The organism is Bosea sp. PAMC 26642, from assembly GCF_001562255.1.
In the GTDB taxonomy this organism is placed as follows: Bacteria; Pseudomonadota; Alphaproteobacteria; order Rhizobiales; family Beijerinckiaceae; genus Allobosea.
Genome location: NZ_CP014301.1, coordinates 2,399,963 through 2,419,608, shown reverse-complemented (window position 1 = coordinate 2,419,608; position 19,646 = coordinate 2,399,963). Strand labels below are relative to the sequence as shown.

Below are 19,646 nucleotides of genomic sequence, written 5' to 3'. Positions count from 1 at the left end.
GATCGGCGCCGCTGCGCGGCTTGTCCGGGATGACAACGCGATTTGGGTACTATCGTCAAACCAGCTGGGGATCTTCTCAATCGAACAGGCTCGACACGCTCGATTCGGCCGCCGTGCGCTCGATCGCCTCGCCCATCAATTGCGCGATGGAGATGACGCGGATGTTGCGGGCGACCTTCACGGCTTCCGTCGGCATGATCGAGTCGGTGATCACCAGTTCCTTGAGCTTGGAATTGGCGATGCGCGCCACCGCGCCGCCCGAGAGCACGCCATGAGTGATGTAGGCGTAGACCTCGCGCGCGCCCTGGTCGAGCAGCGCCTCGGCTGCGTTGACCAGGGTGCCGCCGGAATCGACGATGTCGTCGAGCAGGATGCAGGAGCGGCCCTCGACCGAGCCGATGATGTTCATCACCTCGGATTCGCCGGGCCGGTCGCGGCGCTTGTCGACGATGGCGAGCGAGGCGTCGATGCGCTTGGCGAGCGCGCGTGCGCGCACCACGCCGCCGACATCGGGCGACACCACCATGGCGTTCTTCCAGTCGAGCCGCTCCTTGATGTCGCGCGACATCAGCGGAGCGCCGAAGAGGTTGTCGGTGGGTATGTCGAAGAAGCCCTGGATCTGGCCGGCGTGCAAGTCGAGCGTCAGCACGCGGTCGACGCCGGCATGGGTGATCAGATTGGCGACGAGTTTTGCCGAGATCGGCGTGCGGCCCGAGGCGCGACGATCCTGGCGCGCATAGCCGAAATACGGGATCACCGCCGTGATGCGGCGCGCCGAGGAGCGGCGCAATGCGTCGGTGATGATCAGCAGTTCCATCAGATGGTCGTTGGTCGGAAACGAGGTCGACTGGATGATGAAGACATCCTGGCCGCGGACGTTCTCCTGGATCTCGACGAAAACCTCCATGTCGGCGAAGCGCCGGACCGAGGCCTTGGCGAGCGGAATGCCGAGATGGGCGCAGATCGCTTCCGCGAGCGGCCGGTTCGAATTGCCTGCGACGACTTTGAACGAAGAAGGCATGCCGGGTCGCACCGTTTTGGTCTGGCTGGGCGTGAGCAGCCTGAAGCTGGCTCAGTTCGCAGGGCTCATAACAGCGGCATGACGACGAGTCGACCGCTGCACTGCGAAAGGGCAGTGCAAAAGGCGATGAGGTGTGCCAAGCCGCTCGCCGGGTTGCGCGAAGCCGCAAAGCCCGATCGCGCTGCGACACCAGCGCGTCCCGGATCGGCGCAGCTAAGCGGCTTGTCCAGGATGACGGAGCGTTACCGAGGGTAGAGCCGATGGCTTGTGGGCGCGCCTCAGAGTCGCTTGCCAGTAGCGGCGGCGGCCGTCTTTGTTCCCGCGGCCTTGGTCTTGTCACCCGGATTGACGGTCTCGACGGCCGGCGTGGTGACCAGAAAACCCGCAATGGCGTCCATCGATTCCGAGGCCGCCTTGGCGACGACGGTCTGGTCGATTCCCGACCACGGGTCGGCGCCGCCGCCGCTCCGGCCGAAGCTCTCGCCCTGGACGCGCTGGGCGCGCTTCTTGCTCTCGTCATAGACGTCCCAGACGAAGGCGAGCGAGGTCTGGCCGTCGACGGTCGGCTGAGCGGTCAGATAGCCCCGGACCCGGAAGCGCGCCGGCTTGTCGCCCGCGACGATCTCCATCTTGCGTTCGGCGGCGGCCTCGCCGAGCAGGCTGGCGAAATTGGTCGTCACCGAGTCGGGTGCACCGGAAATGCTCTGCACCGACACCGGGACGCCAGGCGCATCGACGCGCTGGCGCGCGACGGTCGTGGTTTCCTGACAGCCCGCCAGCGCGAGCGCGGCGAGCGGAATTAAAACGAGGCCGTTTAGGTGTCTGGTCATGACGCTTCCCGCCTTGTTGTCGTACGGGTCCGGACTTCTTTACAAATCGTTGCCGGCCTTTCTAGGCTCAACGGATCGCAAGGTCCAGATCGGGCAGGTTGACGGGTTCGGCCGCCGTTTCGCCGACGATATAGGTCCGGCCCAGGCACATCGCCGTCTCTGATGCGGAATCCATCAGGATCATGTGCGCGAACATCACCATGCCCGCTTCGAGCGGCCAGTCATTGGCCTCGTAGAACATCGGCCAGTCCATCCAGGACGGCGTGAACTTGGCGCCGAGCGAGTAGCCGCAGGCGTTGAGGCGGTGCTGGGAGAGTCCATGCTCGTCGAGCACGCGGGCATGGGCCGCGAAGACGTCGCCGGCCGTGCGGCCGGGCTTCAGCTCCGCCTCGCAGGCGAGCAGTGCGGCCTTGGCGGCGGCGTGATAACGCCGGTGCAGGGGTTTTGGCTCGCCGACCACGACGGTGCGCATAATCGCTGCATGGTAGTGGCGGTCGACGCCGGCGAATTCCAGCGTGATCTGGTCGTCAGCGTCGAGCCTGCGCCGGCCGGATTTGTAGCGGCAGAGCAGGGCGTCGGCGCCGGAGCCGATGATGAACTCGTTGGCGGGATAGTCGCCGCCGCCCGAGAAGATGGCATCGTGCTGGGCGGCCAGGATGTCGCCTTCGTCGGCGCCGGCGCGGATGGCGTCGAGGCCGGCCTTGTCGGCCGCGTCGGAGAGCGCCGCTGCGCGCCGGACATAGACGATTTCCTCGGCCGACTTCACGGAGCGCAGGCGCGTGACGATGGTCGAGGCATCGATGAGATCGCTGACGCCTGCGAAGGCCGCGTCGAGCTTGCGGCCATTGGCAGCCACGAGACCATAGGATTCGTATTCGACGCCGATGCGCTTGCCCGCAAGACCGAGATCGCGCGCCAGCGCCAGCAGGTCGAGCGCCGGGTTGGCGTCGCGGCCGTCCTTCCAGATGCGGATGTCGCTCAGGTTGGAGGTCTGCTGCGCCTGGCGGTAGTCGGCCGAGCGGGTGAGAAGAGCCATGGTGCCGTCGGCCTTCACGGCCAGACACTGGAAGAAGCAGAAGCCGAAGGTGTCGTAGCCGGTCAGCCAGAACATCGATTCCTGCTGGAACAGGAAGAGCGCATCGAGCCCGTCGCGCTGCATGGCGGTCAGAAGCGCGTCGCGGCGGCGGGCGAATTCGGGCGTGGTGAAATGCAGGGCCATCGGCTGAGATCCGGCTTCGAGTTTCCGCTTCTGCATAGCGTGCAAACGGCATGGGTTGAACAGCGCCATGCGATCATGCGTCGGCGCTCACGATTGCGCGGCTCGGGCTTCGCCCCCATATCTGGGTCAGCAAGGCGCAACGCCGCCGTTCCGGAGAGCCCCATGGTCACGACCTCCAGCCGCATCCTCGACGACATCGCTCGCCTCGCCACCGATGCCGCTGGCGCGGCGCAAGGGGTGCGCCGCGAGGTCGAGACCGTCGTCAAGACGCAGATCGAGCGGCTGCTGCGCGACATGGACGTGGTCACGCGCGAGGAGTTCGAGGCGGTGCGCGAGATGGCACTGCTGGCGCGCGAGGAGAACGACAAGCTCGCAGCGCGGTTGGCAGCGCTGGAAGGCGCGAAGACTGGCAGCTGAGTGCTGCTCGGCATTTTCACGCCGTCATCTCTTTCCGTCAGAATGAGGGCTGTGGGCTGCAGCCAGTGGCCTGGCTGCGTCCTCCACAGCCATGTGCTGTGGACAGCGGCGTGCGGGGATTGAGCCCCGCCCCCGAATCCGGGGAGCGTGCAGCCGTGTTGGGAGCGTCACAGCGCCTGCGCTATCGTCGATGGAAGGTGATTCGTCGGCGGGCCTGTCCAAAAGGCCTGCCGGAGGATGTGAAGGCCGTCTTAATCTTTGGCCGCCACAGTCTTGTTGCGTATCTTTGCTTTCCGTCGCCGTGTTCCCGTTCTCGAACGCGCCGCATCTGCGCCAGCAGGTGCCGGCAGTTGGACCCTAGGGCATGATGGACCTCGATCTGGACGCCGATATCGACCGGCCCTCCAATCCCCTCGACCTCATCGAACGGCTGGCCGCTCTCAACAACTGGACCTTCGACCGTGACAGCGACGACGAATTGTCGGTCGCGGTCACCGGCGGCTGGTCGGACTATCATGTCGCGATCACCTGGCTCGAGGAGGTCGAGGCGATCCATATCGCCTGCGCCTTCGACCTGAAGGTGCCGGAGCGGCGGCGCGGCGAGGTGCTGCAACTCGTCAGCCTCGTCAACGAGCAGCTCTGGCTCGGCCATTTCGACCTGTGGAGCAGCGAGAACGTGGTGATGTACCGCCACGCTCTGCTGCTCTCGGGCGGTGCCGAGCCGACCGACGAACAGGCCGCCGCGCTGATCAAGGCGGCGATCGATGCCTGCGAGCGCTATTTCCAGGCGTTCCAGTTCGTCGTCTGGGCCGGCAAGACGGCCAAGGAAGGGCTCGAAGGCGCGATGCTGGAGACGGTTGGAGAGGCGTGAGCCAATCGCGGGCGTCATGGTCGGGCTTGACCCGACCATCTCATGACGAGAAGGCTTTCTTCTGAGAGATTCTCGGGGCGAGCCCGAGAATGACGTTCTGCCAGCGAGACCAAAGCCCATGACCAGACCCCTGCCGCAATCGCTCGTTCTCATCGGCGCGGGCAAGATGGGAGGGGCGATGCTGGAGGGCTGGCTGCGCATCGGCATGAACCCGGCCGGGATCAGCCTTATCGATCCGCATCCGTCCGACGAGATGGCCGCACTGGCGAGAGAGAAGGGCACGCGGCTGAACCCGGCGCCCGAGACCGTGGGACCCGTCGATGTCCTTGTGCTCGCGACCAAACCGCAGATGCTCGATACCGCCGCGCCCGCCGTTCAAGCTTTCATCCGCCCGCAGACGCTGCTGATCTCGGTGCTGGCCGGCAAGACGCTGGGGGATCTGTCGGCGCGGCTGCCCAACGCGACGGCGCTGATCCGGGCGATGCCGAACCTGCCGGCAGCGGTCCAGCGCGGCGTCACGGCGGCCGCGCCCGGCCCCGGCGTCAGCGCCGCCCAGCGGGCGATGACCGATGCGCTGCTCGGCAGCATCGGCAAGGTCGAGTGGCTCGACGACGAGAACCTGATCGACGCGGTCACGGCGGTGTCCGGCTCCGGGCCGGCCTATGTCTTTCACCTGGTCGAATGCCTTGCGGCGGCCGGCGCGGCGGTTGGACTGCCGGCGGATGTGGCGGAGAGGCTGGCGCGCGCCACGATCGAGGGCGCGGGCGAATTGCTGTTCCAGTCGCCGCTGTCGCCTGCGACGCTGCGCCAGAACGTGACCTCGCCGGCCGGCACCACGGCGGCGGGCCTTTCTGTTCTCATGGCCGATGACGGCCTGAAGCCGCTGATGATGCGAACCGTGGCTGCTGCCAAACGTCGCGCCGAGGAGCTTTCCGGCTGAGCGGCCTTTCAACGGTCGCGATCGAGGCCTAGCTTCTCCTCATCGCGTCGCGAGAGGAGAACTCACATGGCCCCCGAACCCGTTCCCCCGATTGCCGAACCCGCCGCCCCGGCCGCGCCGACCGATCCGCGCAAGCAGGCGATCGAGGCTCTCATGCGGCTTGCCGCCGGCCGCCCCTGGAGCGACATCGAACTCGGCGACATCGCGGCCGAGGCCGGGTTGTCTCTCTCGGCGTTGCGTAGCCTGTTTCCCTCGAAACTCGCCATGCTCGGTGGGCTGACGCGGCTGGTCGACGACGCCGTGCTAGCGGGCGCCTCCGACGATCTGGCGGGCGAGCCCATGCGCGAGCGCATGTTCGACCTCGTGATGCGCCGGCTCGATGCGATGTCGCCCTACAAGGAAGCCTTGCGCCGCATCATGCCGGTGATCCGACGCGATCCGCTGACGCTCGCCGCGCTCAATCGCGGGGCGGTGAATTCCTGGCGCTACATGCTGGCCTCGGCCGGCATTCCAACCGAGGATGCGCTCGGCGGCCTGCGTGTGCAGGGCGCGGTGCTGCTGATGGCGCGCGTCGGCGAGACCTGGCTCGGCGACGACGAGCCTGACCTCTCCCGCACCATGGCGAGGCTCGATCGCGAACTGAAGACCGCCGGCAGGATCATGGCCCGGGCCGAGGATTTGCACAGGCTGACCGCGCCGCTGCGCGGACTGGCGCGGGCGCTGTGCTCGGGGCGACGGCCTGGCGTGCGCCGGCGCGAGCGCGGCGAGGAACGACCGCGCGACGAGGACTACGTGCCGGCGATCTGACAACATCGGCAGTTCGGGCGCCCTGCCGCATCATTAAGCAGACCTTAGCCAATTTGCGCGAATGTGAGGAATCTCATTTGCGCGGGGGCTGACGTGTCGCTCATCAAGAAATTCGCTACCCTGTCGATCGGGCGCTCGTTCGGGCTGATTGCCGTGCTTGCCGTGCTCCTCGCGGTCGGCGGGGTCGGCTACACCCTCGACGCGGCGCATAAGGAGATGATCACTCTCAAGCGCGCCGAGATCAAGAATGTCGTCGAAGCAGCGGCGTCGACCGTCAACAGCTATCTTGCACGTGCCGAAGCCGGCGAGTTGAAGGACGCAGACGCCAGGAAGATGGCGATCGATGCACTTAAAAACGCTCGCTTCGATGGTGGGAATTATTATTTCATCATCGATTTCGACGGTAATTTTCCGCTCCATGCGAACAAGGCATTGGAAAAAACAAATCAGATTTCGTTGAAAGACAAGGACGGCCGGTTCTTCCTTAAAGAGATGGTCGATCTCGGTAAGGCCAAAGGCTCAGGATTCATCGACTATCTGTGGATCAAGCCTGGAGACGCGGAGCCCAGTCTGAAAATCTCTCATGTGATCGCGGTGCCAAAATGGCAATGGGTCGTCGGTGCCGGGCTGCACGTCCACGATGTCAATTCGGCATTTCTCAGCATGATGGCTGATGTCGCCAAGGTGCTGGTCCCGCTCGGCCTGCTGATGCTTGGCCTCGTCATCCTGCTGAGCCGCCGCGCTTCGGGAATGCTGACCTCGCTTTCGGGTACGATGAACGGCCTCGCCGCCGGTGACCTCAACGCCGAGATCGCACATCAGGAGCGCTCCGACGAGATCGGTTCGATGGCCCGGTCGCTCGTGGTCTTCCGCGATGCCGCGCTGGCGAAGGTCGAGATGGAAGCCGACAAGTCCCGCGTCGAGGCGCAGGCAAATACCGCCCGCGACGCCGCAGATGGCGAACGCCGCCGCAACGAGGCCGACCGCGCCGAGCAGTCGCGGATTCAGGAAAGCGTCGTCCATGCGCTTGGAAACGGCCTCGAGCGTCTGTCCGAGGGCGACCTGACCTATCGCATCGACGAGCCGTTCAGCGCCGAATACGCCAAGCTGAAGGATGATTTCAACGGCGCGATCGCCAAGCTGCAGGAGACGATGCGGCAGATCGCGACGAACACCGAAAGCATGAAGGCGGGCTCGGGCGAGATCAGTCAGGCCGCCGACGATCTCGCCGGCCGCACCGAGCAGCAGGCCTCCTCGGTCGAGGAGACCGCGACGGCGCTCGACGAACTGACCGCGACGGTGCGCCAGACGGCTGAAAGCGCCCGTCAGGCAAGCCAGGCGACCGGTCAGGTCAAGACCGAGGCCGAGCAGTCGACGACGATCGTGCGCGACGCGGTCGCGGCGATGGGAGGTATCGAGAAATCGGCCGACGAGATCTCGCAGATCGTCGGCGTGATCGACGAGATCGCCTTCCAGACCAATCTGCTGGCGCTGAACGCCAGCGTCGAGGCGGCCCGCGCCGGCGACGCCGGCAAGGGCTTCGCAGTGGTCGCATCCGAGGTGCGGGCGCTGGCGCAGCGCTCGGCCGAGGCGGCCAAGGAGATCAAGGCGCTGATCGCGGCTTCGACGGTCGAGGTCGACAAGGGCGTGGCGCTGGTCGGCCAGACCGGCAGCGCGCTGCAGCGCATGGCCGAGCAGATCAACCTCGTGACCGGGCTCGTGGCCGAGATCGCGGGTGCGGCACAAGAGCAGGCAGCCGGCCTCCAGGAGGTCAACACCGCCGTTAACGAGATGGACCAGGCGACGCAGCAGAATGCCGCGATGGCCGAGGAATCGACGGCCGCCGCGCATTCCCTGACGCAGGAGGCCGACAGGCTTGCAGCGCTGGTCGCCCGCTTCCAGCTCGGCGGCGATGTCGGTGGTCTCAGGACGATGGCGCAGACCATGCGCGCCGCCGTCGCGCCGGCTCCGCGCCCCGCCGCGCCACGCGCGAAGGCCTCGGCTTATTCCGGAGGCGGCGCGGCCGCGCGCAAGCTCGATCCGGCCGCCCATGACAAGGGCTGGTCGGAGTTTTGAGCGCGCCTGCCGAACCCTCCGCTCCGATCGGCTTCGACGATTTCCTCAAGGTCGATATCCGCGTCGGCACCATCGTCGAGGCCGCTCCCTATCCGGAGGCGCGCAAGCCGGCGATCAAGCTGGTGATCGATTTCGGCGGCACGATCGGCCTCAGGAAATCCTCCGCGCAGATCACGAAGCACTACACGCCGGAGGATCTGCCGGGCCGGCAGGTTCTGGCGGTGGTCAATTTCCCGCCGCGCCAGATCGGCAAGTTCATGTCCGAGGTGCTGACGCTAGGCATGCCGGACGCCGAGGGCGAAGTCGTGCTGATCTCGCCGGGGCTGCCGGTGCCGGATGGCGGGCGGATGTTCTAGCCGCCTCCACTTCATGCCATGGCGTCGGTATCCCACACGCCCGTCTGCAAGGTCGTCGCGGCCGGTTCGACGGGAGACCAGGCGAAGGGCAGGGCGCCCCTGCGCCGCCAGCCGGCGGTAATGGCAATCCGCAGCAGGCGCTCTGCTCCGACGACATGTGAGAGCGTCTCGCCGTCCCAGATGATCTGCGCAGTCCCCTGCAATTGCAGCAGAGAACCGTCAGCGAAATCGACGAAAAGCAATCCCGCGCGCGGGTCGCTCAGCAGGTTCCCGAAGCTGTTGAAATAGTTGTTGCCGGCGAAATCAGGCACCAGCAGCGTGTCGCCGTCGATCGCGACGAAGCCCGGCCTGCCGCCGCGATGCGACATGTCGAGGCCGCCATGGGCCGGATCGGCGCTCTGGCTGGCGAGGAAGAAGGTGTCGGCTGCTGCGATCTGGCTGCGTGCGCCCTCGTCGAGCGCGCCGAGCATTTCGACGGTTTCCGTGTTCCTCCCGGCTATCGGGACCGGCGTTCGGGCCTGGATGTATTTCGCGCAATTGCCGAAGCTCTGCCGGACCGAGACCGAAAAGCCGCCGGCGTCACGCGTCGTGACAACGCCATTGGCGCGGTTGCGGCGTCGTGACGGAAATTCCAGTCCGAGCAGGCCGATCGGCCGGTCTGGCTGCAGATGCACTGCCGCCGGATCGCTCTGTGGGGGCAGGGCGCGGACCGACAGCGTCGTCGGCGTCGGGCTTTGCACGAAGCCGGGCTCGCCGCTGACGAGGGTCGCCAGGGGATGGCCGCCGGCATCCGCGACGGAGGCGAAGAGGATCGGCAGTTGGCCGAAGAAACCTCGGTGCTGATCGGGCATCGCATCGCGGATGCCGGCGCCGCGTGAAAGCGCCCCCGCGCGGGCCTGGGCCGCCAGTTCGTCGGGATGGAAAGGGGACGGGTCCACTGGGCTCACTCCGCTTTGGACAAAGGCGCGCCCGGCATCGCCTTGAAGAAGGGCAGCGCCTCGATGCGTGCGATCCAGGCGCGCAGATGGGCATAGGGCGCGAGCGGCACGCCGCCCTCTGGGGCGTGGGCAACATAGGAGTAGCAGGCGAGATCGGCGATGGTGGGGTGGTCGGCGGCGAGAAAGACACGGGTCGCGAGGTGCTCGTCCATGAAGGCGAGCAGCTTGGCGGCGATCCGGCCCGCACGCTCGATATCGTCGTCGATGCCGAACTGGACGATGAGCCGTGCCGTGGCGGGACCATGCATGACCTCGCCGGCCGCGCTCGAGAGCCAGCGCTGCACGCGTGCGGCCGCGACAGGCTCTTCAGGCAGCCAGTTCGTGCCCTCGCCATAGCGCTTGGCGAGATAGACCAGGATCGCATTGCTGTCGGCGAGGATGAGGTCGCCGTCCACCAGCACGGGGACCTCCTGCAGCGCGTTCAGCGCCCGGAAGGCGTCCGTGCGCCTGACCGCGACCGGCGCGGCCTGGAGCTGGTGGGGCAGGCCGAGTGCGAGCAGCAGCAGCTCGACCCGATGCGCGTGTCCGGAGCGCGGCGTTCCGTGCAGGACGATCTGTGGTGCGGTCATGGCAAGCCTCCCGAGGATGAGGCCGCCAAAATGGGCGTTCCGGATTTGAGACGAAAGATGCTATGCTTTGACTTCAGAATTCCAATTTCTGGAATGATCCATGGACCGTCTGGACGAACTCGCGATCTTCGTCGCCATCGTCGATGCCGGCAGCCTGGCGGGTGCATCGCGCCGGCTCAGGCGGTCGCGGCCGGCGATCACGCGGGGGCTCGCGTCTTTGGAGGAGCGGGCCGGCGGTCGCCTGATCGCGCGCACGACGCGGCAACTGACGACGACCGACGCCGGACGCGAGCTGGCGGTCCGGGCACGCCGGCTGCTCGCCGATTACGAGGCTTCGCTGCGCGACGTCGCCGGCCAGCCCGTGCGGGGGCTTTTGCGCATCACCGCGCCTTTGGCCTTCGGGCGGCGCCATGTCACGCCGCTGGTCACGGCCTATCTGGCGCGCTACCCGGAGACTCAGGTCGAACTCCTGCTGGCCGACCGCAATCTCGATCTGATCGAGGAGGAGCTGCATCTGGCACTCCGGATCGGCCCGATGCCGGATTCCGGCATGGTGGCGCGGCGTCTCGGCAGCGTACGGCGGATCACCGTCGCGCCGCCGGGCTATCTCGAACGGCGAGGACTGCCGGGCCGACCGGCCCATCTCGCCGGGCATGACACGATCGCGAGCGTCGCGGCGGGACAGACGCTGGTGTGGCGCTTCGGCAGCGGGCGGGGGACGCGGATCACGGTGGCGCCGCGGCTGATCGTCAACGAGGTCGAGGCGGTTCTGGTCGCGGCGCGTGCCGGGCAGGGGATCGCCAGGCTGTTATCCTATCAAGCCGCCGACGACCTCGCCGCAGGCACGCTGCTGCGCATCCTGCCCGAACACGAGCCACCGCCGTTGCCGGTGCAGCTCGTCACGACGGCCGGTCTCCAGATGTCGCCGAAGGTTCGCGCCTTCATCGACCTTGCCGTCGCGTATTTGCCCGAGAACGCGCCGATCGGCGACGACGCCTGATCTCACACAGGCAGCCGCACCGTCGCCCGCAAGCCGCCGAGAGGCGAGTCGGCCAGGATGATGTCGCCGCCATGGGCGCGGGCGATGTCGCGGGCGATGGCGAGGCCCAGGCCGGTGCCCCCCGCATCGACGTTGCGTGCCTCGTCGAGCCGGAAGAAGGGACGGAACACCTCCTCGCGCTGCTCGGCGGGGATGCCGGGGCCGTCGTCGTCGATCATCACGATCAGGTAGCGCGCGTCATGGGTGGCGCGGATCGCGATGCGGTCGCCATAGCGGGCGGCGTTGGAGACGAGGTTGGTGAGCAGGCGGCGGAAGGCGTCGGGCCTGATGACGACCAGCGGATCGCCGACGACCTCGAGCCCGGTCTGGTGGCCTTGCCGTTCGGCATCGGCCTTCAGCTCCTCGAGCAGCGCACGAATATCGGTCTCGACGGCGGCTTCGCCGGCATCGCCGCGCGCGAAGGCGAGGTAGTCCTCCAGCATGCGGGTCATCTCGTCGACGTCCTTTTCCAGGGCGTCGATCTCGGAGGAGCGCTCGAACAGGGCCAGCGACAGCTTGAAGCGCGTCAGGATGGTGCGCAGATCGTGGCTGACGCCGTTCAGCATGGTGGTGCGCTCGCCAACCGAGCGCTCGACGCGGCGCTTCATCTCGATGAAGGCGTTGCCGGCGCGGCGGACCTCGCGGGCGCCGCGCGGCCGGAAATCCGCGTCGCGGCCCTTGCCGAAGGCCTCGGCCGCGTCGGCCAGCCGCAGGATCGGCCTGATCTGGTTGCGCAGGAACAGCACGGCGATGGTCAGCAGGATCAGCGAGGTGCCGAGCATCCAGACCAGGAAGATGTGGCTGTTGGAGGCATAGGCCTGGTTGCGCCGCGTCAGCACGCGCATCACGTCCTTGCCGAGCTTGATCCGGATTTCGATCAGGCTGGAGCGCCCGACCGTGTCGAGCCAGAAGGGCCGCGCGACCTGCTGGCTGAGCTCGGTCGAGAGTGCGCTGTCGAGCAGCGAGAAGAAGGGGCGGGGGCCGGGTGCGGGCAGGTCGGAATCGGGGATGATGTCGAGATCCATGCCCAGCCGCTCCTGCGCGATGCGCGAGATCGTCGCGAACTGGACATCCTGCGGATAGCTCTCATAGACGTCGATCATCGCCGCGATGTCGGCCGAGACGGCCGAGGACAGGCGCTGCGTTACCGTCTGCCAGTGCCGCTCCATGAAGACATAGGCGATCACGGATTGCAGCAGGACCACCGGCGCGATGACGATGACCAGCGCGCGGGGATAGAGCCCCTTCGGCATGTAGCGGGCGATGACGCGCAAAGGCCCGTTGACGATCCGGCGCATCGGCTTCAGCGCATCGAGGCCGCGCGTCAGACCGGCCTGGATGCGGCCGAGGCCCAACCCGATCGCCTGGGGCATCCGCAACCGTCTGGCGCCGTTCGACACCCGTCAGACCCGATCCGTGACGAGCCGGTAGCCGACGCCGCGCACCGTCTGGAGATAGAGCGGATCGGCCTGGTCGCGCTCGATCTTGCGGCGCAGGCGGTTCATCTGGACATCGACCGTGCGGTCGTTGGCGGCTGTCCCTTGCGCCGCCAGTTCCTCGCGCGGCACGACTTCGCCGGCCCGCTCTGCCAGCGCGGTCAGAATCTCGCGCTCGCGCTCGGTCAGGCGGATCGTCTCCTCGCCCTTGTGCAGTTCGCCGCGCGCCAGCCCGTAGATGAACGGGCCGAAACGCACGAAATCGGGCCGCGTGCCCGACTGGGCCGTATCGACGATGATGGTGCGCTTGAGGATGTTGCCCAGCCGCAGCAGCAATTCGCGCGGCTCGAAGGGTTTCGCGAGATAGTCGTCGACGCCAAGTTCGAGACCGTTGATCCGGTCCTTGCCGTCGGCGCGGGCGGTGAGCATCAGGATCGGCAAAGCGGATCCTTCGCGGAAGCGTTTCGCGAAATCGAAGCCGTTCTCGCCCGGCATCATGATGTCGAGCACGATGGCGTCGAAGACGAGTTGGCCCAGCCGCGTATCGGCCTCGCGCGCATTCGCCGCCGTGGTCACGCGGTAGCCGTTGTCGCCGAGGAACCGCGCCAAGAGGTCGCGCAGGCGGCGGTCGTCATCGACCACGAGGATGTGCGGCGCCTCGTCGGGCAGCGGTTTGCGCTGTGCTTGTGCGGCCATGGCGTGCCCCTTTGGATCGAGCGCACTATGGCATGGCCGCGCGTCGTTTCCGTGTCCGGCCCGCAACAGATCGGGTTCGATCGAACGCCTGGTTCGCCCTTGTCAGTCGCGGCTGGCCTGTGGCGGGGCAGGGCTTTGGAGAAAGCCCAGGACCTTATTGCGCTCGGATGCGTCGATCAAACCCGACAAATAGCGCGCGACGGCCTGCCCGCCGTCCGGGCCTAAGCCCTCCAGAGCCGATGAAATCCGTGTCGCCTGAAGCTGCACGAGCCGCATGGCGAGGTCCTGACCGGCCGGGGTGGTGTGCAGCTTGCGCTGGCGCTTGTCCTGCGTGCCCGTGCGCTGCTCGACGAAACCGGTCTCGACCAACTCCTTCAGCACGCGGTTGAGGCTCTGCTTGGTGATCTGCAGGATGTCGAGCAATTCGGCGATGGTCAGCCCCGGCCGGCGCTGGACGAAATGCAGGACGCGGTGATGGGCGCGGCCGAAGCCGTAATCGGCCAGGATGCGGTCCGGATCGCTGACAAAATCGCGATAGGCGAAAAACAGCAGCTCGATCAGGTCGTAAGGCACCGCCCCGGCGCGAGCGGAGTCCGGTCTTGCCTCGATCGATTCAGGCTGCATATCCGACACCTGCGATAACCTCTCGAAAATTTATGTCAGTGTTATTGACATATCTCAGACGCAAGATTACCGGTCAAGGCCGCCGGACGACGGAATATGTCGCAAGATGCCGTCGCGGCGCATTTTTCGGTCCGGGCTTGCGCACCGCGCGTCGCTTTGGCGATGTTCGGCCAGGCCGGTTTTGAGTGAAGAGGATAGTCCCATGTCAGTCATTCCTTTCGACCAGCGCGACGGCGTCATCTGGTTCGACGGCAGGCTCGTGCCGTGGAAGGACGCGAAGATTCACGTACTGACCCATGGGCTGCATTACGGCTCCTGCGTGTTCGAGGGCGAGCGCGCCTATGACGGCGTGATCTACAAGGGCACCGAGCATTCGAAGCGCTTCCACAAGTCCGCCGAGATCATGGATTTCACGATCCCTTGGTCGGTTGCGGAGCTTGATGCCGCGAAAGAGCTCTGCCTGCAGGAGAACGGGCTCAAGGACGCCTATATCCGCCCGGTCGCCTGGCGCGGCTCGGAGATGATGGCGGTTTCCGGCATCAACAACACGATCCATACCGCGATCGCGGTCTGGGAATGGCCGAGCATGTTCGACATGGCGCAGAAGCTGAAGGGCGTGCGCCTCGACGTCGCCGAATACCGCCGGCCCGATCCGGCCTGCGCACCGGTCCATGCCAAGGCGGCGGGGCTCTACATGATCTGCTCGCTGTCCAAGCACAAGGCGGAGCGTGGGGGCTACGCCGACGCGATGATGCTCGACTGGGAAGGCAATGTCGCCGAATGCACCGGCGCCAACATCTTCTTCATCAAGGACGGCGTGATTCACACCCCGCTTGCCGACCGCTTCCTCAACGGGCTGACGCGCCAGTCGGTGATCGACCAGTGCAAGAAGCGCGGTTTCGAGGTGATCGAGCGCCGCATCCGCCCCGAGGAGTTGGAGAGCTTCAACGAGTGCTTCATAACCGGCTCGGCGGCGGAAGTGACGCTGGTCTCGGAGATCGGACCCTACTCCTTCATCACCGGCAATATGGGTAAGGTGATCATGGAGGATTACTCGGATGCGGTGAGGGCGAAGGCGGCTTGAGGGAGGGCGCATGCCCGACACCGAGATTGTCATGATTCTCGTGGCGGCATGCCTTCATTGCGGCCGGTTATCTGGCTCCGGCCTTCCCGCAATCGCTCCCGCACATTTGCTATCAGACGATTGGTCAGCGATTGCGACAGTTGTCCGTAGACAAAGCCGCGCCCGGCGCGGTTATGCGTGACCGGGCGGATATCGGGTCCGGGCCAGGTAAAATAGTTCAGGTCATTCGTGATGACCCATGATGGCTCGACGTCGAGCCCAAGGCGAGCCTTCGCGGCCGCCGGGATTTCGATGCCAACGCTGGGATCGCGCGGTCGTGCATGCGTGATGGGCGCGACGACAACCACCGTCTTGTCATTCGCGCGTTTCGTCGTCAGCACGACCGCGCATGGCCGGTCTTTCGACGCTTCGACGCGGCCAGAAGCGGCTTGATCTCGCCACAGATAGGCATAGCGAATGACAAGCCCCGGCTCCGGCGCCACGATAGACATGCGCGTTTATTCGCATTCGTGATTGAATTGCGCCGATTCCGATGGCGCCTCGGCATGTTCCAGAGCCTCGATTAGATCATCGGGTAGTTCCCAAGGGTAGACAGCCTTCCGGTCGTCGAAATATTTCAGCCGCTCGTATTCCTCCGCCGAGATCAGCACGAGGCTGTCCCGGCCGTGGTGGGTGATCGCCACGGGTTGGCGAATCGCAGCCTCGCGATAGCGGCCGAACTGCTTCTGCAACTGTGCGGCAGTGACTTTGAGCATGGGAGGCTCCTTCCGGATTATCCGGATAATATGGAAGCTTCCGCCTGTCGCGTCAATTTCCGGGTGGCGACGCGCTACCACCGCCCCGCAGCGGCGTCGTCGTCCGCCTTCGCCTCGACCCAGCCGCCGGTGGTGCCGTCTGTGAGGTGCTCGCGCTTCCAGAACGGGGCGCGAGTCTTGAGGTAGTCCATCAGGAATTCGGCGGCCTCGAAGGCGGCGCGGCGATGGGCGGACGTTGTGACGACCAGCACGATCTGCTCGCCGGGAGCGACCAATCCGTAGCGGTGGATTGCGACCAGCCCCGACAGCGGCCAGCGCGCGGCCGCCTCCTCTGCGACGAGGCCGATCTCGGCCTCGGCCATGCCAGGATAATGCTCCAGTTCTAGCGCACGCAAGGTGCCGCCCTCGTCGCGGCAGAGCCCGGCGAAGGTGACCACGGCACCGATATCGGCGCGGCCGGCGGTCAGCGCGGCGACCTCGGCGGCGAGGTCGAAATCCTCGCGCTGGATGCGGATGATCGGGGTCATGACCACAGCGTCATTCCGGGGCGTGCCGCAGGCGCGAACCCGGAACCCACGACCGAGTGCGACGGCAAAGCAAGTATGTCCATCGCTCACCCTGTCGTGGGTTCCGGGTTCCGCGCTGTGCGCGGCCCCGGAATGACATCGCTGGGGTCATCACCCCCCCGTCATTGGCGGGAAGAAGGCGATCTCGCGGGCTCCGGCGATGCTGGCCATCGGTTTCACATGGCGGTGGTCGATCGCGGCGCGCACGATCGCCTCGTTGTCGAAAGCGGCCTGATAGCCTTCGTCGCGGCTCTTCAGCCAGCGCACCAGATCGGCGATGGTGGTGGTGCCGGGCGGGGGCGTGACGGTCTCATCGGCCAGCCCGACGCGCTCGCGCACCCAGGCGAAATAGACCAGCTTGAGCGTCTGCGTCGTCGCGATCGTGTCGGTCATGGCGCGCGCTCGTCCTCGTCAACGAGATGGCGGATGCCGGCGTTGAGATAATCCCAGCCGGTATAGATGGTCAGGACGGCGGCGACCCAGAGCATGACGATGCCGATCAGCGTGTTGTGGGGCAGGACCTTGTCGCCCGCCGGTCCGGCCACGAGGAAGCCGAGCGCGAGCAGTTGCGCCGTCGTCTTCCATTTCGCGACCTTGCTGACTGGCACGCTCACCTTGAGTTCGGCGAGGAACTCGCGCAGGCCCGAGACCAGGATTTCGCGACAGAGGATGACGATGGCCGCCCAGATCGCCCAGCCCTTGATGGTTTCGGTATGGACCAGCATCAGCAGCAGGGCGCAGACCAGCAGCTTGTCGGCGATCGGATCGAGCATCCGGCCGATTGCCGATTGCTGGCTCCAGGCGCGGGCGATCCAGCCATCGAGGTAGTCGGTAACGGCGGCGAGGACATAGACGCCGAGCGCGATCCAGCGCACCCAGTCGTCGCGAGGCCAGAACAACAGGCCGACCACGGCCGGAATCGCGAGGATGCGGCCGTAGGTCAGGAGGTTCGGCAGCGACCATGGGCCACGTCGCCGGATGGCGTCTGGAAATATCGTCACGCCGACCACCCAAACAGCGTGGCCGCTACAGCGTCAACACGCAAAGCCACGACAGCCGCAAATACGGGCATGCGTCGGACGCGCTCACCCCTCATGGAAAAACGCGTGCACGGCCTTTGCCGTCGCGGCGTTGACGCCGGGCGTATCCATCAGGTCGTCGAGTTTTGCGCGCTGGATCGCCTTTACGGTCCCGAAATGCAGCAGCAGCGCGCGCTTTCGCGACGGGCCGATGCCGGGAATTTCGTCGAGCGGGTTCTTCATCGTGTCCTTCTTGCGCCTTGCCCGATGGGTGCCGATGGCGAAGCGGTGGGCCTCGTCGCGCAGGCGCTGGATGAAATAGAGCGCCGGATCGCGCGGCTGCAGCTTGAACGGTTCGCGGCCGGCCATGTGGAAGGTCTCGCGCATGGCGTTGCGGTCGACGCCCTTGGCGATGGCGACGAGGGGGATGTCGCTTGCGCCGCATTCGGCCATGATCTTTCGCGCCGCCTCGAACTGGCCCTTGCCGCCATCGACGATGACGAGGTCGGGGCGGGAGGGGAAGGCGGCGTCGTCGGGCTCGTCGGTTGCAAGATGCGGCTCAACGCTAGCCCTCCCCCCGCTTGCGGTGGGGAGGGTTGGGTGGGGGGGAGAGTCGCCGAGACGATCGGTTTCGCCATTTTCTGCACGCCCCCCCATCCCTAACCCTTCCCCACCGCAAGCGGGGGGAAGGGGACCGGTCGAGGCTCCAGCGCCCTCTGGAGCATCCTTCGAGACGGCCGCTTGCGCGGCCTCGTCAGGATGAGGGCTCGGCGGGAGAGGCGTGATGCTGCCGTTCTCCTTTGCCAGCCTTGCAAACCGCCGCTGCAGCACCTCGCGCATCATGCCGAAATCATCGCCGGCGATGGTGTCGGTCGAGATGTTGAAGGTGCGGTAATGGCTCTTCATGAAACCGTCCTTGCCGGCCACGACCATGCCGCCCACCGCATTGGTGCCCATGATGTGCGAGTTGTCGTAGACCTCGACGCGGCGCGGGGCGCGCGCGACGCCGAAGGCCGCGCCCAGCGCCGCCAGCAGCGATTGCTGCCCGGCATTGTCGGCGAGCTTTCGCGAGAGCGCCTCGCGGGCGTTGCGCAGGGCGTGCGACATCAGATCGTGGCGCTCGCCGCGCTTGGGGTTGGCGACCTCGACCTTGCGGCCGGCGCGGGCTGATAGGGCGGCGGCGATCAGCTCGATCTCCTCGACCGGATGCGAAAGCAGCACGAGGCGGGGCGGCGGCTTGTCGTCGTAGAATTGCGTCACCACCGAGGCGAGCACCTCGGCCGGCGTCAGCGAGCGGTCGGCGCGGGGAAACAGCGCCCGGTTGCCCCAGTTCTGGTGATTGCGGAAAAAGAAGATCTCGACGCAGAACTGCCCGGCCTGCTCGTCGATGGCGAAGACGTCGGCCTCCTCGACCCCTTGCGTGTTGATGTCCTGCCCGGCCGCTACGGCCGACAGCGCTGCCAACCGGTCGCGATAACGCGCCGCCTTCTCGAATTCGAGTTCCTCGGCCGCCGCCTGCATCCGGGCCGACAGCGTCCGCTTCACATCTGAGGAGCGGCCGGCCAGGAAGTCGCGCGCCTGGCCGACCAAGCCCTGATAGTCGGGGATTGAGATTTCGCCGGTGCAGGGGCCGGCGCAGCGCTTGATCTGGAAGAGCAGGCAGGGTCGCGTGCGGTTCTCGTAGAACGAGTCGGTGCAGGAGCGCAGCAAAAACGCCTTCTGCAACGCGTCGATGGTGCGCTTCACCGCCCAGACCGAGGCGAAGGGGCCGTAATAGTCGCCCTTGCGTTGCCGCGAACCGCGATGTTTCGCGATCTGCGGCGCCTCGTGATCGCCGGTCAGCAGGATGTAGGGGAAGCTCTTGTCGTCGCGCAGCAGCACGTTGTAGCGCGGCCTGAGCTGCTTGATCAGGTTGGATTCGAGCAGCAGAGCCTCGGTCTCGGTGCCGGTGGTGACGAACTCCATATTCGCCGTCTCGGCGATCATGCGCGCGACCGCATTGGTATGGGCCATGCCGCGCGCATAGGCCGTTACCCGGTTCTTCAGGTTCTTGGCCTTGCCGACATAGAGCACCTCGCCCGCGCGATCGAACATGCGGTAGACGCCGGGCTTGTTCGGCAGGTGCTTCGCGAAGCCGGCGATAACCTCGATGCCGTGCTTCAACGCGCCCGGCGCGGCCTCGCCGAGATCGAGCGGGGGGCTGAGGAGGGTGTCCTCCTCGTCCTCGATGTCGTCTTCGGGAATGTCGTCGGGCCGTTCGCGAGTCATGGCACGCATGTAGGATGCGCGAGGCGTTTCGTCATGTCAGGAGTGTAGCCGTCGT

At 66.3% G+C, this 19,646-nt stretch carries 22 protein-coding genes; 8 read left to right on the top strand and 14 right to left on the bottom strand.

The annotated features are described in order from the left end of the window. Positions 1–76: 76 nt before the first annotated feature. From AXW83_RS11575 to AXW83_RS11565, 3 genes are all read right to left on the bottom strand, one after another. Positions 77–1,021, bottom strand: coding sequence for a ribose-phosphate pyrophosphokinase (locus AXW83_RS11575; protein ID WP_066613622.1), 945 nt, complete (start codon positions 1,019–1,021; stop codon positions 77–79). A gap of 278 nt (positions 1,022–1,299) precedes the next feature. Further along, positions 1,300–1,851: a hypothetical protein gene (locus AXW83_RS11570; protein ID WP_066613619.1), complete on the bottom strand. Its 552-nt coding sequence runs from the start codon at positions 1,849–1,851 to the stop codon at positions 1,300–1,302. Between the two features lie 67 nt (positions 1,852–1,918). Next, positions 1,919–3,070: a M24 family metallopeptidase gene (locus tag AXW83_RS11565; protein ID WP_066613616.1), complete on the bottom strand. Its 1,152-nt coding sequence runs from the start codon at positions 3,068–3,070 to the stop codon at positions 1,919–1,921. A 162-nt stretch (positions 3,071–3,232) separates the two neighbouring features. Here AXW83_RS11565 and AXW83_RS11560 point away from each other — a divergent pair, with 162 nt between their 5' ends. From AXW83_RS11560 to AXW83_RS11535, 6 genes are all read left to right on the top strand, one after another. Continuing rightward, positions 3,233–3,487 (top strand): accessory factor UbiK family protein, encoded by a 255-nt coding sequence (locus tag AXW83_RS11560; protein WP_066613614.1) that lies wholly within the window; start codon positions 3,233–3,235, stop codon positions 3,485–3,487. A 364-nt stretch (positions 3,488–3,851) separates the two neighbouring features. Further along, complete coding sequence (locus tag AXW83_RS11555; protein WP_066613612.1) at positions 3,852–4,358, top strand: type III secretion system chaperone family protein; 507 nt, start codon at positions 3,852–3,854, stop codon at positions 4,356–4,358. A gap of 118 nt (positions 4,359–4,476) precedes the next feature. After that, positions 4,477–5,298: a pyrroline-5-carboxylate reductase gene (gene proC / locus AXW83_RS11550; RefSeq protein WP_066613610.1), complete on the top strand. Its 822-nt coding sequence runs from the start codon at positions 4,477–4,479 to the stop codon at positions 5,296–5,298. Positions 5,299–5,364: 66 nt separating this feature from the next. Beyond that, positions 5,365–6,105 carry a TetR/AcrR family transcriptional regulator gene (locus tag AXW83_RS11545; protein WP_156639952.1) on the top strand — a complete coding sequence of 247 codons (741 nt, stop codon included), beginning with the start codon at positions 5,365–5,367 and terminating at the stop codon, positions 6,103–6,105. Positions 6,106–6,198: 93 nt separating this feature from the next. Beyond that, entirely contained in the window at positions 6,199–8,181 is a 1,983-nt protein-coding gene (locus tag AXW83_RS11540; protein WP_066613608.1) for a methyl-accepting chemotaxis protein, read from the top strand. Next, positions 8,178–8,537, top strand: coding sequence for a tRNA-binding protein (locus AXW83_RS11535; protein WP_066613606.1), 360 nt, complete (start codon positions 8,178–8,180; stop codon positions 8,535–8,537). The genes AXW83_RS11540 and AXW83_RS11535 overlap by 4 nt, the downstream gene beginning before the upstream one ends. An 11-nt stretch (positions 8,538–8,548) precedes the next feature. Here AXW83_RS11535 and AXW83_RS11530 read toward each other — a convergent pair whose 3' ends face one another. Beyond that, positions 8,549–9,475, bottom strand: a complete 927-nt coding sequence (locus AXW83_RS11530; protein WP_066613604.1) for a pyridoxamine 5'-phosphate oxidase family protein — start codon at positions 9,473–9,475, stop codon at positions 8,549–8,551. A 5-nt stretch (positions 9,476–9,480) separates the two neighbouring features. Continuing rightward, positions 9,481–10,104: a glutathione S-transferase gene (locus tag AXW83_RS11525; RefSeq protein WP_066613602.1), complete on the bottom strand. Its 624-nt coding sequence runs from the start codon at positions 10,102–10,104 to the stop codon at positions 9,481–9,483. Between the two features lie 100 nt (positions 10,105–10,204). On the opposite strand from AXW83_RS11525, the gene AXW83_RS11520 reads away from it, so the two are divergent. Further along, the gene (locus AXW83_RS11520; protein ID WP_066613596.1) at positions 10,205–11,104 is read left to right on the top strand and encodes a LysR family transcriptional regulator; all 900 of its coding nucleotides are present in this window, start codon (positions 10,205–10,207) and stop codon (positions 11,102–11,104) included. A gap of 2 nt (positions 11,105–11,106) precedes the next feature. On the opposite strand, the gene AXW83_RS11515 is transcribed toward AXW83_RS11520, so the two are convergent. The 3 genes from AXW83_RS11515 to AXW83_RS11505 form a co-directional block, all read right to left on the bottom strand. After that, on the bottom strand, positions 11,107–12,441 hold the full coding sequence (locus AXW83_RS11515; RefSeq protein ID WP_066620351.1) for an ATP-binding protein: 1,335 nt from the start codon (positions 12,439–12,441) through the stop codon (positions 11,107–11,109). A gap of 105 nt (positions 12,442–12,546) precedes the next feature. Next, complete coding sequence (locus AXW83_RS11510) at positions 12,547–13,275, bottom strand: response regulator (RefSeq protein WP_066613593.1); 729 nt, start codon at positions 13,273–13,275, stop codon at positions 12,547–12,549. Positions 13,276–13,377: 102 nt separating this feature from the next. Continuing rightward, on the bottom strand, positions 13,378–13,899 hold the full coding sequence (locus tag AXW83_RS11505; protein ID WP_066613586.1) for a MarR family winged helix-turn-helix transcriptional regulator: 522 nt from the start codon (positions 13,897–13,899) through the stop codon (positions 13,378–13,380). 202 nt (positions 13,900–14,101) lie between these two features. On the opposite strand from AXW83_RS11505, the gene AXW83_RS11500 reads away from it, so the two are divergent. Then, entirely contained in the window at positions 14,102–14,983 is an 882-nt protein-coding gene (locus AXW83_RS11500; RefSeq protein ID WP_066613584.1) for a branched-chain amino acid aminotransferase, read from the top strand. Positions 14,984–15,012: 29 nt separating this feature from the next. On the opposite strand, the gene AXW83_RS11495 is transcribed toward AXW83_RS11500, so the two are convergent. The 6 genes from AXW83_RS11495 to uvrC all read right to left on the bottom strand — a co-directional run bounded on the left by AXW83_RS11495 (position 15,013) and on the right by uvrC (position 19,591). Continuing rightward, on the bottom strand, positions 15,013–15,474 hold the full coding sequence (locus AXW83_RS11495; protein ID WP_066613581.1) for a type II toxin-antitoxin system PemK/MazF family toxin: 462 nt from the start codon (positions 15,472–15,474) through the stop codon (positions 15,013–15,015). A gap of 6 nt (positions 15,475–15,480) precedes the next feature. Further along, positions 15,481–15,738: a type II toxin-antitoxin system Phd/YefM family antitoxin gene (locus AXW83_RS11490; protein ID WP_066613578.1), complete on the bottom strand. Its 258-nt coding sequence runs from the start codon at positions 15,736–15,738 to the stop codon at positions 15,481–15,483. 74 nt (positions 15,739–15,812) lie between these two features. Further along, positions 15,813–16,265: a molybdenum cofactor biosynthesis protein MoaE gene (locus tag AXW83_RS11485; RefSeq protein WP_066620348.1), complete on the bottom strand. Its 453-nt coding sequence runs from the start codon at positions 16,263–16,265 to the stop codon at positions 15,813–15,815. A gap of 150 nt (positions 16,266–16,415) precedes the next feature. Next, positions 16,416–16,697, bottom strand: coding sequence for a molybdopterin converting factor subunit 1 (moaD, locus tag AXW83_RS11480; RefSeq protein WP_066613576.1), 282 nt, complete (start codon positions 16,695–16,697; stop codon positions 16,416–16,418). Continuing rightward, the gene (gene pgsA / locus AXW83_RS11475) at positions 16,694–17,305 is read right to left on the bottom strand and encodes a CDP-diacylglycerol--glycerol-3-phosphate 3-phosphatidyltransferase (RefSeq protein WP_066620345.1); all 612 of its coding nucleotides are present in this window, start codon (positions 17,303–17,305) and stop codon (positions 16,694–16,696) included. Before pgsA ends, moaD begins: the two co-directional genes overlap by 4 nt. 84 nt (positions 17,306–17,389) lie before the next feature. Then, complete coding sequence (uvrC, locus tag AXW83_RS11470; protein WP_066613573.1) at positions 17,390–19,591, bottom strand: excinuclease ABC subunit UvrC; 2,202 nt, start codon at positions 19,589–19,591, stop codon at positions 17,390–17,392. Positions 19,592–19,646: the final 55 nt, after the last annotated feature.

Coding starts and splice junctions, on each gene's coding strand:
- AXW83_RS11575 (WP_066613622.1), bottom strand. CDS start 1,021: ATGCCTTCTTCGTTCAAAGTCGTCGCAGGCAATTCGAACCGGCCGCTC.
- AXW83_RS11570 (WP_066613619.1), bottom strand. CDS start 1,851: ATGACCAGACACCTAAACGGCCTCGTTTTAATTCCGCTCGCCGCGCTC.
- AXW83_RS11565 (WP_066613616.1), bottom strand. CDS start 3,070: ATGGCCCTGCATTTCACCACGCCCGAATTCGCCCGCCGCCGCGACGCG.
- AXW83_RS11560 (WP_066613614.1), top strand. CDS start 3,233: ATGGTCACGACCTCCAGCCGCATCCTCGACGACATCGCTCGCCTCGCC.
- AXW83_RS11555 (WP_066613612.1), top strand. CDS start 3,852: ATGATGGACCTCGATCTGGACGCCGATATCGACCGGCCCTCCAATCCC.
- proC (WP_066613610.1), top strand. CDS start 4,477: ATGACCAGACCCCTGCCGCAATCGCTCGTTCTCATCGGCGCGGGCAAG.
- AXW83_RS11545 (WP_156639952.1), top strand. CDS start 5,365: ATGGCCCCCGAACCCGTTCCCCCGATTGCCGAACCCGCCGCCCCGGCC.
- AXW83_RS11525 (WP_066613602.1), bottom strand. CDS start 10,104: ATGACCGCACCACAGATCGTCCTGCACGGAACGCCGCGCTCCGGACAC.
- AXW83_RS11520 (WP_066613596.1), top strand. CDS start 10,205: ATGGACCGTCTGGACGAACTCGCGATCTTCGTCGCCATCGTCGATGCC.
- AXW83_RS11515 (WP_066620351.1), bottom strand. CDS start 12,441: ATGCGCCGGATCGTCAACGGGCCTTTGCGCGTCATCGCCCGCTACATG.
- AXW83_RS11510 (WP_066613593.1), bottom strand. CDS start 13,275: ATGGCCGCACAAGCACAGCGCAAACCGCTGCCCGACGAGGCGCCGCAC.
- AXW83_RS11505 (WP_066613586.1), bottom strand. CDS start 13,899: ATGCAGCCTGAATCGATCGAGGCAAGACCGGACTCCGCTCGCGCCGGG.
- AXW83_RS11500 (WP_066613584.1), top strand. CDS start 14,102: ATGTCAGTCATTCCTTTCGACCAGCGCGACGGCGTCATCTGGTTCGAC.
- AXW83_RS11495 (WP_066613581.1), bottom strand. CDS start 15,474: ATGTCTATCGTGGCGCCGGAGCCGGGGCTTGTCATTCGCTATGCCTAT.
- AXW83_RS11490 (WP_066613578.1), bottom strand. CDS start 15,738: ATGCTCAAAGTCACTGCCGCACAGTTGCAGAAGCAGTTCGGCCGCTAT.
- AXW83_RS11485 (WP_066620348.1), bottom strand. CDS start 16,265: ATGACCCCGATCATCCGCATCCAGCGCGAGGATTTCGACCTCGCCGCC.
- moaD (WP_066613576.1), bottom strand. CDS start 16,697: ATGACCGACACGATCGCGACGACGCAGACGCTCAAGCTGGTCTATTTC.
- uvrC (WP_066613573.1), bottom strand. CDS start 19,591: ATGACTCGCGAACGGCCCGACGACATTCCCGAAGACGACATCGAGGAC.